The sequence below is a fragment of the Proteiniborus ethanoligenes genome, assembly GCF_900107485.1.
Taxonomy (GTDB): domain Bacteria; phylum Bacillota; class Clostridia; order Tissierellales; family Proteiniboraceae; genus Proteiniborus; species Proteiniborus ethanoligenes.
Window position 1 is genome coordinate 1 of the sequence record NZ_FNQE01000024.1, and the last position, 13,470, is coordinate 13,470.

Below are 13,470 nucleotides of genomic sequence, written 5' to 3' on the forward strand. Positions count from 1 at the left end.
CAAGACCACTAGAATGTCAAAGAGAGGTTCAAAATTACTTCGTTATGCCTTAATTAACGCTGCTTGGAATGTTTCACTTAACAACAAAACATTCAATGATTACTTTATGCTTAAAAAGTCTCAAGGTAACAACCATTATGCAGCTCTTGGTCATGTTGCTCATAAGTTGGTACGTGTTATCTTCAAAATTCTTAAAGATAATGTCGCTTTTAATTTAGACTAAATCAAATTTATTTTAAAGCCTATATCTAATAGGTTTATTTAAGCGTGCCCTTTTTTGGATAATTATTTATTTACATATTTTCAAACATTTTTACTTGACATTTCATAGTTGGTCTCCTTTACAAGGTAGAAAAGTTTTTAATTAATAGAATATTTTCTTTATCAAAATACATTATTTTTTTATTCTTATCTATCACTTTATAGTATTTACCCGTTAAATTCAATAGGTAATCTACAGTTTGGGTTGTATCCTCTAAAATGCCTACGTCTATGTTTTCAGATAAAATCTTACCTTCTGCCATAATAAAGGATTCATATTGTTCATTCCAAATCAGTTTTGTATCAAAGTGTGCTTGAGTTATAAGCTTAAAATCTTGAGGGAAGTCGGGAGTAGATGAATTAAGAGCTTCATATTTAAATATTGATTTTGAAATACTAATTCCTATATAATTTTTTTCTGCAATTATATTATCAACAACTGCATTTTCTGCTATTTTATACCACTTAGGCTCAGCAGTTTCAGGAGCATTCCATCTTTCAAAAAAATAAGCAGTATAATCTGTTGATTGTCGAAACACTTCAATAAACTTGTTATTGCTTTGGGAAAAAATTCTAATATAATTATCAATAAAAAATGCACCTATTATTTCATCTAGTACTTCTTCAATAATAATAAAAGATTTATCGAGAGTATTTATTCTAATTGAGGATACATTTTTTATATAGGCAAGATTTTCAATCTTATTATGGAGGATATATTTATCTTCATGTAATCTATATACACCCACAGCTCCCTGGTCCTTAGATAAGTTTATCCATATTATTAGGTCCTCAGAATCATCATAAACTATATCTACTGGATATAGATATAGTTCAATAAACTCAATATAATCTAACCAGTTGTCATATCCTATATCTTGTAGAACAATTTTTTTAATTGCTTCAGTAGAAGTAGCTTTTAAATGTATATCGTCTGAAAAGAAATTATCTATTAGTTTTTTGCTTAATATATTATTTATTGAAGTCATTCGATTAAAAACAAAAACATGAGATTTAGATTCTTCATGTAGCTTAAATATAATTAATGACAAGATAAATAAAATTAACAAAACTATAAATATATGGCTTTTTATCTTCACAATTAATCACCTCAGCTCAATAAATTAAAGGTAATTGAAATTCTAAAATTATACTTATGGCTTTATATAATTACTATTTTCACCAGCTTATATTTATTCGATAAATATAGGGAATTAGAGGGTTTTGCTTAGCATTTTTTAAAAAGAATTTTCCTAAAGTAAATTTCAACAAAACCTATCTTTAAATGTGATTATAGAAGCTTTTGTTTTATTAGTCTATTTAGTATAATAAAATTAAGTTAAACTATATAAAATAAGAAAAAACAATAGGTGATATTATGACTGTGATTGAATATTTGAAAAAAGTTCCCATATTTGAGGGGATGAGATATGAAGAACTAGAAAAGCTTGAAAGAATAACAAAAGAAAGAGCATATAAAAAGGGTAGTGTAATTATTGTAGAAGGTGAAAAAGGGGAAGATGTATTTATTATAAGAACTGGTAAAGTTAAAATATTTAAAACTACTAATGAAGGGAGAGAAATAATACTAGACATTAAAGGGAAATCTAAAATGTTTGCAGAAGTAACATTATTTAGTGAGGGTAAAAATCCAGCTACAGTAGTAGCCATTGAAGATAGTGTAATTCTAAGTATAAATAATAATGAGCTAGAAGAAATAATAAAGCAAAATCCAGATATGGCATTGAATATTATTAGAGTTTTAAGTAAAAGATTGAAAGAATCACAATCAAGAATTAAAAACATGGCTTCAAATGATACATATATTAGAACTGCACAAGTACTAATAAAATTAACAGAGAAATATGGTGTTGAACTAGATAATGGAACTATTGAGTTAAAATTAAATATTACTAGAGAAGAATTGGCTAGTCTAGCTGGTACATCTAGAGAAACTGTAAGCAGAGCACTAAGTCAATTTAGGAAGGAAAAAGCTATAAAAATATCTGGCCGACAAATCTTAATTTTAGACAAAAACAAACTAATCTCTTGGTATAATGGGTGATATTAAAAAAGAAAACCAAACAGGTTTTCTTTTTTAATACTCGTCATCATATAAATCATCTTCATCATACTCTTCATCATTATATAAATCATCATCGTCATCAAAATCGTTATCAAGGTCTTCATCTAAGAAATTTATGTAAGTATCCTCAATATATTCATCTAATTCTCCACTTTGTATTTTGTCTATTTTGTCCTTAACATAATCTAAAATATCATATAATCCTTCACTCTCAAAGGCCTCTGAAACTTCATCTAAAATTTCAACAATAAGGTCTACAATATTAGATAAACCCAAAACAGGCTCCTCTGAATCTTCAAATTCTTTTTCAGAAGTAATATTGGAGATAATATCCAGTGCTACATCAACACCTTCAAGATTGGCATAGTAGATTTCATCATATAGCTTACTTAGTTCATTTAGTTCAATTTTTACCTTGCTCATAATAACCTCCTAAAATAATTAATAATGATATTATAAAATATTGTTTTAAGTATTTTAAAAATAATACATGTAAATATAAAAATATTTTATTTACACAAAGCTGTGTGAAAATAATGAGACAAAGAGGTCTTTTAAAATAAATATGTAGGATACGTTAAATAAATGACAACAATAGTTTGCTTTTGTTTTTTCAAACATAATAAATTTTACTTCAAAGATGCTATAATTTCAATAATTATTATGTATTAAAATCAAAAATAATCTCATTAGATGGTACAATTATAAACATTATTTTTATGTTATAATACAAATGGAGGTAGATTAATTTGAAAAAATTTGAATATAAAGTTGAAAACATAAAAGCATTTGGTGTAACTTCACTAGTATTGACTAAAGAACATGAAAACAAATTCAATTCTTTAGGCGAGGAAGGCTGGGAACTAGTAACATTGAATTCACTTAACAATCCTAGAAACTTAATAGCAGTCTTTAAAAGAGAAATAAGTGGGGGAAAATAAATGGGAGATCTTATTTTTTTTATTAATTTTTCATATGATTCAAAAGCAACGGGGAATCTTTATATTTTTATAGGTATTTTACTTTTCATTTACTCTTTTAATAGAATGAATAGAAAACGAAATAAAATGTAACAAAAATTTAAAGGATTATAAACTAGTTGACTGATATAATATAATAAATATTCTAAAGATTTAAAAAATGGGGGAAATTGTATGGAGATTAAGAAAATTAGTGAGATAGCTTCAAAGGTTAGAAGCAATATTCAAAAGGTAATAGTAGGTAAAGATACTGTTATTGATTTAATATTGACATCAATAATAAGTTCAGGGCATGTATTACTAGAGGATGTGCCTGGACTAGGGAAAACAATGTTAGCAAGATCTTTAGCGAGGTCTGTTGATTGTGATTATAAAAGAATACAGTTTACTCCTGATTTGCTGCCTTCAGATATTTTAGGATTAAATTATTTTAACCAAAAAACAGGTGAATTTCAACTTAAAGAAGGTCCTATTATGAGTCAGATTGTATTGGCAGATGAAATTAACAGAGCTACTCCAAGGACACAATCAAGCTTGTTAGAAGCCATGGAGGAGCATCAAGTTAGTATTGATGGAACAACCTACAGGCTCAAGGAGCCTTTTTTTGTGATAGCTACACAAAATCCTATTGAAACATCAGGCACCTTTCCTTTACCAGAAGCACAACTCGATAGATTTTTTATGAAGCTTTCAATGGGATATCCTAAGTTTGATGATGAGTTTGAAATACTTATGAGATTCAAAGACAAGGATCCAATGAAGCAAATAGGTGCTGTAATTACTCCAGAAGAAATAATAGAAGCAAGACAATCCTACTCAAGGGTTTACGTAGATAAAGAGATAGCTGAGTATATTTTAAAAATAGTTAGAGCAACAAGAGATAATGATGAAATAGAATTAGGAATAAGTCCAAGGGGAAGCTTAGCACTATTTAAGGCCTCACAGGCCTATGCTGCTATCAATGGCAGGGACTATGTATTGCCAGACGATGTAAAGTTGCTTACGAAGCCAGTGTTTACTCATAGAATAATTTTAAACTCCCACGCAGAAATAAAAGGTAGAACCATAGATGATGTATTAGATCATATTATTTTGAAAATTAATGTTCCTGTAGAAAAAAATAGTAATATATAGGAGCTGAATGTTTATGGGTATAACAATAACCATACTTATTCTTCTTATAGTTTCGTCGGCAATTTTAAATAGATGGGAAAGAATATCATTAAAAAATTTTGAATATAAAAGATATCTTGATAAAGAAAGGGTTCTAATTAAAGAACCAGTTAGACTTACTACTGAGATGACAAATCATAAGCTTCTTTTTCTTCCTTGGATAGAAGTAAATGCTAATATCCCTAAGGAAATTATATTTAAAAACCAAAGAGTAGTTTCTCATGCAAATAAAAACGAAAATATTTATAGTGTAGTAACATCATTATTAAGCTATCAAAGAATAAAGAGACATTATACTATCTATTGTTCAAAACGTGGATATTACTCTTTTAGTAACGTAAGATTATCCATTGGAGATTTATTTGGATTTGCAGTTGCCAATAAGGATATTCATTATCCTATGAGCTTAATTGTTTATCCTGAAGTCAAGCCGCTTAGACAGTTACTAGTTCCGTTTAAAAGCATACAAGGAGAGGTATCAGTTAGACGCTGGATAAGCCCTGACAATATAGCTGTAATTGGGGCAAGAGAATATACATCAGATGATAGCTTCAATACTATAGATTGGAAGGCCACTGCTAGGACGAATACATTACATGTAAAAAAACTTGACTATACAGCTGACCCATCTATGCTCCTTTTATTGAATGTACAAACAAACGATATATATTGGCAAGATGTGGATGGTGATATTATTGAAAAAGGAGTAGATATTGCTGCTTCAATTACTCAAAAAGCAATTGATGAAAAGGTTGATGTAGGTTTTTCTTCAAACGCATTCTTTTATGGAGATAAGAGAGAGATTTTTATTAAACCGAAAAACAGTAGAAATCAAAAGATGATTATATTTGATGCATTAGCTAAGACCTCATATTTACCTATTGATAATTTTACGAATTATTTAGAAAAAAACATAAGACTCATAGATAAAAATAGTGTAATTATAATTATAACATCTCATATATCTAAAGACTTAATAAAGAAAACAAATCACATGATAAAATGTGGGTATTGCATAAAGCTAATATTATTAAAGGATTCTTTAAATACAGAAGGGTTATCTAAAGAAGTAGATATTGCTTTCAGCTATAATTATGAAAGAAATATTAAATAAGAAGGTGGCATATGTACACTAAGCTCAGCAATTTATTCAATTTAATAGTTAAAGGCTTGTTTGAGACTGCTGTAATATTAAATACAGGAGTTTTATTCTCTTACTTTTTTTTAAATGTAGATAGCCATTTAGCAATCAGCAAAATTATTATTTTTTCTTTAGTTAATTATTTATGTGTATATGGATTAAATATTTATGTGTTCAAGGAAATGGGGATTTCAAACAGAAATAAACTATCTATATCAGTAGCTGCAATAGGATTATCCTTAATAAGCTCTATTATTACAGCTGATGAAATAGTAGTTATTCATATAATTATATATTTTACAATCTATTTGTTCGTTTGGTATAGAGGCTTAATCAGTATTACAGAAAAAACAGATTTAACTTCTGCAAAAAGTAGCTTTATATTAAACACAGTAATATTTGTAAGTATGATTATATTTTTAAATATATTTGCTGGGGATAGCATTACTACACAAAGAATAAAAATGTATTTCATACTTTATATAGGGGCAGCTTTATCTTATTTTGCTAGAGTTAATCTTGAAAATGCATATAATAAGAGAAATATTAATTCCTTAAATAAAATGAAAAATATAAAAATTATTAAAATAATCTCAACATCGATTATTTTAATAATCTTATTATTTACTTTAACTGGATTCTTTGGTATTTGGAATAAGATACTAGGCAGTAATATTGTAATAAGCATGGGCAATATAATATTAAAAGCCATAGAAGTAATACTATATCCTATAGTATGGCTTATTATGAAATTAGCTGAAAGTGTATTCAAAAGAGGTGATTTTGCTGGATTCCCTATATTAAATGCACCCGAAGGAGCAGAAAAAGCAGAAGATACTGCAGCGGAAATATTGTCTCCAGGGACTCAAGCTTTTATTAATACCTTATTCAATATAGCTAAATGGGCAGTTTTAATAATAATTATGTATCTAATCATTAGAAAAATGATAAAGGCTATAAACAGAAAAGATTTCCTTGAAGATGAAGAGGAAGATGAGGAAAGAGAATTTATCCTTACACCTGATGAGGTTAGAAAAAAAGTAAAAGATACGTTAAACAAATTAGCTACAAATATATCAGGTCTATTTTCAAAGAATAAAGAAAATAACAGAGGAATACCGGTAATTAGGAGCATTTATCTAGACATAGTATTGATTCTTGAAGAAAAAGGCTATAAATTACTAAGCTACCTTACTCCTAAGGAATATTTATCTACCCTTGAAAATACTAAGTATATAAATGCAGGAATGAAGGATTTAACCCAAGCATACAATGATTTTAGGTATGGAGGCAAGGAACCTACAGACGAAAAAGTCAAAGAACTTATAGATATAAAACGGGCTATATATGAATTAAGCAAAGAGAAACAAAATGAAAAAGACTAAAAAGGAGATTAATTTATAATCAAATCTAAAAAAGCAAATAGATGTTTTGAACTCTATAGATGTGGCCTTAGTTGTATTAAGGCTTTTTTTGTGCGAAAAAGCATTTTTATGATGAATAGGAAGGTTCTACTTTGAATTATTTATATAAAAGAGCTTTCTTACGATTTATTAACAAATCTGAAAATTTCAATAATACAGAAAATATATTTTTTTTATTGTATATTTATTTATGATTTTAACCATAGTAAAGGAAAACCTTTTCCTCAAACCCTTAATTCTAATATTTGGAACTTAACCAGGTAAAGAAAGCTATCAAAGTATTGCATAAATATTCAGCTGTTGTATAAATATATTTTTGCGAGAGCTTGACAAGAAGTGAAATATATTAATATAATCAATTTAAGCAAAGAAATTTTTTACAAATTAATGAAAATTATGCATAAACCCTGTATAAAAAAGGAGCTGATTTGGTGTCGGAAAGTAGAAAACTTCTAAATGTGTATTCAGAAATAGGGAGATTAAAAACAGTGCTACTGCATCGCCCAGGTAAGGAGCTAGAAAATCTTGTTCCAGACTATTTAGAAAGATTATTATTTGACGATATTCCTTATCTAGACCTAGCTAGGAGAGAGCATGATAATTTTGCTGAATTGCTTAGAGGCAACGGTGTTGAGGTCTTGTATTTAGAAGACTTAGCTACGGAATCTATTATGGATTCTAATACGAGAGAATGTTTTATTGAGGATTTTTTAGACGAAGGTAATGTAGTTGGAATAGGTACAAGAGAAGTATTGAAAGAGTACTTTGAAAAATTCAATAATAAGGAATTAATTGATAAGCTAATGGCTGGAGTTAGAAAAAGTGAAATCTCCAAGCTAATCAATAGGTCCTTAGTGGATTTAGTAGACACAAATTACCCTTTCGTATTGGATCCTATGCCAAATCTATATTTTACTAGAGATCCTTTTGCTACAATAGGTAATGGAATAGCACTAAATCGTATGAAAACTCATGTTAGAAATAGAGAAACTATATTTGCTAATTATATTTTCCAAAATCATCCTAGATTTAAAAATGCTAATGTCCCTACCTGGTTTGATAGAAAAGAAAATTCACCTCTTGAAGGAGGAGATATACTAGTATTAAATTCCAAGGTTATAGCAGTAGGTATTTCTGCTAGAACAGATGCCGCTGCTATAGAGAAATTTGCAGAAAAAATTCTATATTCAGATCAGCCCTTTGAAACTGTTCTTGCCTTTGATATTCCAAAGAAAAGAGCTTTTATGCATCTTGATACAGTATTTACAATGGTAGATTTTGGTAAATTTACTATACACCCTGAGGTTGAAGGTAGTCTTACGGTTTATGCAATAACTAGAAGTGATAGATTCTACGGTGAACTATTTATTGAAAAGGAAGAATCAACTCTACAAAATATATTACAAAAATATCTTGAGGTTGATAAGATTACTTTAATTCGATGTGCTGGAGGAAATGCCATAGATGCAGCTAGGGAGCAGTGGAGTGATGGCTCTAATACATTAGCTATAGCCCCTGGGGAAGTTATTGTATATGCTAGAAATTATGTTACAAATAAACTATTGGAAGAACATGGGATAACAACTCATGTAATATCTTGTTCAGAGCTATCTAGAGGACGTGGTGGTCCAAGATGTATGAGTATGCCTTTAATTAGGGAAGATTTATAATAAAAAATTTAAGGAGGAGTTTTAATGCCATTTAATTTAAAGGGACGACATTTTTTAACCCTTAGAGATTTTACACCTAAAGAAATAGAATATTTAATTGATTTATCTTCTGAATTGAAAAGATTAAAGTACGCGGGGATAAGACCAAAAAATTTGGAGGGAAAAAATATCGCTCTAATATTTGAAAAACCTTCTACAAGAACTAGATGTGCTTTTACTGTAGCTGCAGTAGATGAAGGGGCACATGCTGAATATCTAGGAAAAGGAGATATTCAACTAGGAAAAAAAGAATCGGTAGCAGACACTGCAAGGGTTTTAGGGAGAATGTTTGATGGAATAGAGTTTAGAGGCTTTAAACATGAAACAGTAGAAGAATTAGCAGAGTATGCAGGAGTACCCGTGTGGAATGGCTTGACAGATAAATATCATCCAACTCAGATATTAGCAGATTTTTTAACTATAAAAGAGCATAAGGGATACCTAAAAGGCATTAAGTTTGCATATGTGGGTGATGGAAGAAACAATATGGCTAATTCTCTTATGATTGGCGGGGCTAAAATGGGAATGGATCTAAGAATAGTATCTCCAAAGGAACTATTCCCAGAAGATGAAATCGTAAATGCTGCTAGGGAAATTGCTAAAGAAACAGGAGGATCTATAACTATTACAGATTCTATTGATGAAGGGGTAAAAGCTGTAGATGTAATATATACAGATGTGTGGGTATCAATGGGAGAAGAAGAGTACTTTGAAGAGAGAATAAAACTTCTAAAGTCATATCAAGTTAATATGGACATGCTAAAGAAAGCTGATGAAGATGTATTGTTTTTACATTGCTTGCCAGCATTCCATGACTTGAAAACCTCTGTTGGGCAAGAAGTTTATGAAAAATACGGACTTACTGAAATGGAAGTTACAAATGAAGTATTTGAAAGTAAGCACTCTGTAGTGTTTGATGAGGCGGAAAACAGAGTACATACTATAAAAGCTGTAATGGTAGCTACCTTAGGAAAATAATTACATTTAAAGAGAAGACTATTAAAATTCAATGCAATGATCTGTAAACTCCCTTATTTGTTAAAGCCTATGTCTTAATTTACTAGATATAGGCTTTAATTTTTGTATCTAGGGGATAAATGTTATGCTATAATACAGATAAATAAGCAATATACTATAACATTGTAAATAGGAGTATTTATGAAGAGATTATTTCTTGTACTACTTATTCCTTTTATTATAGGTATATATATTTCATATTGTGTAGAAGTGGATATTACATCAATATCAATTATTGTTGTTTTACTTGTTGCTGGCTTAACCATGTCTATTATTACAAATAGAGCATATTCTTTAGTCTTATTATTCTTATTTTTCTTCATTGGAATGCTAATGACTGAGAAAAGCTTAGATAAGAATCTAATAGGCTTTACTGATAAAAGCATCACATTGGAGGGAACTATAGAAAATAGGAGCATAATTAACGAAGAAAAAAGCATATACATTGTTAAAGTAATCAATCTATATAGTGATAAGAGCGTATATGAAATAAAAGATGAAAAAGTATTGATTAATTATTACAATAAAGGAACATTAGCTATTGGAGATAAAATAAGAGCTAAGGGCGTACTTTTACTACCTAGAGAGAATACAAATCCTAGGCTGTTTAACTATAGGTTATATTTGCAAACAAAAGACATTCATGCCATTCTTAATACTGATAGCAACTCGTTAATTACTATATCAAAAGGTGAATTAAATAGAGGGGATATATTAAGACGAAATTTTCATACTAGAATCATAGATATTTTAGATAATGTTCTTAGTGAAAAAAATAGTAGCTTGATGAAGTCGGTATTATTAGGTGATAAAAGCTTTTTAGATGACGATACCCAAAGTAGACTTAGAGATTTAGGAATTTCACATATTTTAGCTGTTTCTGGACTTCATATAGGAATTATATATTTGTTTGTATCTGGTATACTTAGGCTTTTAGGCCTTCATAAAAAAATTTCTGTTTGCTTTGCTTTGATATTAGTATGGACATATGGATTCTTAATCTATTTTCCCACATCGGTTTTAAGGACATTAATAATGTTTAGTCTTTTATCCTTATCCACCTTAATCTATAGGAGAAGTGACTCTATCAACACACTTTCATTTGCGGCTATAGTTTTATTATTTTTTAGACCCTTATGGATATTTGACATAGGTTTTCAGTTATCTTTTATCTCTACTGCTTCTATTCTAATATTTACTCCAAGAATTAAAGACTTATTATCCATATACAATAAGAGGATAGCTAAGCTATTATCTCCGTTAATAGCAGTACAAATAGGAATATTTCCTATATTAGCACATCATTTCAATACATATGCATTATTGTCCATTTTTTCAAATCTTATATTGATACCCATATTTTCAATATCACTTATATTATGCTTCATACTAATCCCTATACATCTTATATCCATAGAAATAACTGTGGCTCTGGGGAGTTTATTGAATCTAACCTTAAACCTACAGGATTTCATAATTAATATATTGGACAAGGTTCCATTTATGAATTTGCTCTTGCCATCATCAGGAGTCATATCTATTTTATCCTATTATTTATTGTTTCTTGTTTCCTTGAGAATTATAAATATAAGATTATTTCCATCTAAAATAAATAAGATAGTTTTCAATTATTTAATTTTCGTCCTGCTAATAAGTATGGCATTTATCATAGTTTCAAATGAAACAGTATTAGAGTTTATAGATGTAGGACAAGGTGACAGTTGTCTAGTTAGGACTAAAAATGAGGTGTTTTTAATTGATACAGGAGGTTCAGTCTTTGGAGATTTTGATGTAGGAGAAATGATATTAGTACCCTATCTAATTAAGAAAGGTATTAACAAAATTGATGCAGTATTCATAACACATTTTCATGAGGATCATTCTAAAGGTATGATACCATTGATGAAAAATATAAAAATAGATAATATATTTATTGGATATGAAAATCTGGGAAGTGACATATTTAATGAAATCAGTTATTTAGCTGGAATATATAATATAAGTGTATATAAAATATTAGAAAATGATATGATTCATTTCGATGAAAACAATATTATTAAGGTTTTAAATCCTTCTTATGATATGACAATAAATAATATACAAAATGAAAATGATTTATCCTTGGTCTTACTTCTGGAATCACATAAAAAAAAGATACTATTTACAGGTGATATTGAAAAGGATATAGAATATAAAATGGTTAACAATCATTATATTGATAATGTAGATATTATTAAGGTACCTCATCATGGCAGCAAAACATCTTCTACTTTAGAGCTGATAAGCTTAGCAAGACCATCATATGCAGTAATACAAGTAGGCAAAAATAATTTTGGACATCCGGCTGATGAAATAATCGAAAGATATGAAAGCTTTGGAACGAGTATTTTAAGAAATGACAAAAATGGTTTAATAACTTTTATATTAAGTAAAAACAATATAGAAATAAAAACATTTATTAAGGACAAATCCACATTAAATGATATAATTGTAAATTATAGAGACAGAATATTATATCTATGCTTATATATATTTGGGTTAATAATTTCATGTATTATATATAAAAATAGCAATGATTCCAGAAATACACTATTGGAAGAGTAATAACAAGGAGTGAATATGATGAGCTATAAAAATGTACTGAAGGATATCAAAGATGATAATTTGAAAAATTTATACTTACTATTTGGTAGTGAAATGTATCTAAAAGATTATATTTTATCTAATATCAAAAAAAAATATATAGATGAAGCATTTGAATCCTTAAATTATATACATATTGATGGAAAAGAAGCTAATGCAGCTTCAATAATTAATGCCTGTGAAACTTTACCATTTATGGCAGATAAAAAAATAGTTGTTGTAGAAGAGCTTACTTTATTAACCTCAAAAAAAGAAGAATCACGACTAGATGAGGATGAGCTGTGTAAATATTTAGAAAACATAAATATTTCTACGTGCTTAATTTTTATATCAAGTGAATTGAAAATAGATAACAGAAAAAAAATAATTAAGATCATAAATAAACAAGGGAATATAGTTGAATTATCTAAACTAAAAGATTTAGACCTAACTAAATGGACTCAAAGCATTTTTTCTAAGAACAAAAAAAATATTTCAATGGGGAATATACAATATTTTTTACAGCAGGTGGGATACTACGATAATAATAGTGAGAGGACATTATACGATTTAGAAAATGAGATAAATAAAATATGTAGCTATTTAGGAAGCGAAAATACAGTAGAAAAAGAAGATATTGAAAAAGTTTTAGTTAAATCTCTCCAAAACGACATATTTGCTTTGGTAGACGCACTGGGTCAGAAAAAATCAGATATTGCTTTGTCTATATTTAATGACATGGTTTTAGATAATGAGCCTATCCCAAGAATATTTCCTATGATAATCAGACAGCTTAGACTTCTTGTTATTACAAAACTCTGTGAAGAAAAGGGCTATGGTCAGGGAGATATATCAAAAAAAGTTGGTTTACCTCTTTTTGTAACTAAGAAGCTAATACTTCAAACTAGAAATTTCACCTTAAACAATCTCCATAAAGGGATTAAAGTAGCTCTTGATGTAGATAGATCTATAAAGACAGGAAAGATGGAAGGAAAATTAGCAATAGAAATGTTTATAACAGAATTTAGTTCTTAGGGTCAAAAACTAAAATACTTCG

Annotated in this window: 12 protein-coding genes; 10 read left to right on the plus strand and 2 right to left on the minus strand. The window is 28.6% G+C overall.

Annotated features, from left to right (window positions below):
* A partial coding sequence (locus BLV37_RS10395; RefSeq protein WP_143031505.1) for a transposase occupies positions 1 to 223 on the plus strand: 223 nt, incomplete at its 5' end.
* Positions 224 to 341: 118 nt separating this feature from the next.
* On the opposite strand, the gene BLV37_RS10400 is transcribed toward BLV37_RS10395, so the two are convergent.
* Entirely contained in the window at positions 342 to 1,331 is a 990-nt protein-coding gene (locus tag BLV37_RS10400) for a hypothetical protein (RefSeq protein ID WP_208975250.1), read from the minus strand.
* A gap of 308 nt (positions 1,332 to 1,639) precedes the next feature.
* On the opposite strand from BLV37_RS10400, the gene BLV37_RS10405 reads away from it, so the two are divergent.
* Positions 1,640 to 2,326, plus strand: a complete 687-nt coding sequence (locus BLV37_RS10405; protein ID WP_091731024.1) for a Crp/Fnr family transcriptional regulator — start codon at positions 1,640 to 1,642, stop codon at positions 2,324 to 2,326.
* Positions 2,327 to 2,359: 33 nt separating this feature from the next.
* On the opposite strand, the gene BLV37_RS10410 is transcribed toward BLV37_RS10405, so the two are convergent.
* Positions 2,360 to 2,770, minus strand: a complete 411-nt coding sequence (locus tag BLV37_RS10410) for a hypothetical protein (RefSeq protein WP_091731027.1) — start codon at positions 2,768 to 2,770, stop codon at positions 2,360 to 2,362.
* 326 nt (positions 2,771 to 3,096) lie between these two features.
* Between BLV37_RS10410 and BLV37_RS10415 the strand changes: the two genes are divergently transcribed.
* The 8 genes from BLV37_RS10415 to holA all read left to right on the plus strand — a co-directional run bounded on the left by BLV37_RS10415 (position 3,097) and on the right by holA (position 13,448).
* On the plus strand, positions 3,097 to 3,288 hold the full coding sequence (locus tag BLV37_RS10415) for a DUF4177 domain-containing protein (protein ID WP_143031506.1): 192 nt from the start codon (positions 3,097 to 3,099) through the stop codon (positions 3,286 to 3,288).
* 213 nt (positions 3,289 to 3,501) lie between these two features.
* A complete protein-coding gene (locus tag BLV37_RS10420; RefSeq protein WP_091731032.1) occupies positions 3,502 to 4,461 on the plus strand; it encodes an AAA family ATPase in 960 nt (319 codons plus the stop codon).
* A gap of 13 nt (positions 4,462 to 4,474) precedes the next feature.
* Positions 4,475 to 5,614, plus strand: coding sequence for a DUF58 domain-containing protein (locus BLV37_RS10425; RefSeq protein ID WP_176967956.1), 1,140 nt, complete (start codon positions 4,475 to 4,477; stop codon positions 5,612 to 5,614).
* A gap of 11 nt (positions 5,615 to 5,625) precedes the next feature.
* Positions 5,626 to 7,026: a DUF4129 domain-containing protein gene (locus BLV37_RS10430; protein WP_091731036.1), complete on the plus strand. Its 1,401-nt coding sequence runs from the start codon at positions 5,626 to 5,628 to the stop codon at positions 7,024 to 7,026.
* 470 nt (positions 7,027 to 7,496) lie between these two features.
* Complete coding sequence (arcA, locus tag BLV37_RS10435) at positions 7,497 to 8,735, plus strand: arginine deiminase (RefSeq protein WP_091731039.1); 1,239 nt, start codon at positions 7,497 to 7,499, stop codon at positions 8,733 to 8,735.
* 24 nt (positions 8,736 to 8,759) lie between these two features.
* Entirely contained in the window at positions 8,760 to 9,752 is a 993-nt protein-coding gene (argF, locus tag BLV37_RS10440; RefSeq protein WP_091731041.1) for an ornithine carbamoyltransferase, read from the plus strand.
* A 180-nt stretch (positions 9,753 to 9,932) separates the two neighbouring features.
* Positions 9,933 to 12,395 (plus strand): DNA internalization-related competence protein ComEC/Rec2, encoded by a 2,463-nt coding sequence (locus BLV37_RS10445; protein ID WP_091731043.1) that lies wholly within the window; start codon positions 9,933 to 9,935, stop codon positions 12,393 to 12,395.
* Positions 12,396 to 12,413: 18 nt separating this feature from the next.
* Positions 12,414 to 13,448 carry a DNA polymerase III subunit delta gene (gene holA / locus BLV37_RS10450; protein ID WP_091731046.1) on the plus strand — a complete coding sequence of 345 codons (1,035 nt, stop codon included), beginning with the start codon at positions 12,414 to 12,416 and terminating at the stop codon, positions 13,446 to 13,448.
* Positions 13,449 to 13,470 lie beyond the last annotated feature (22 nt).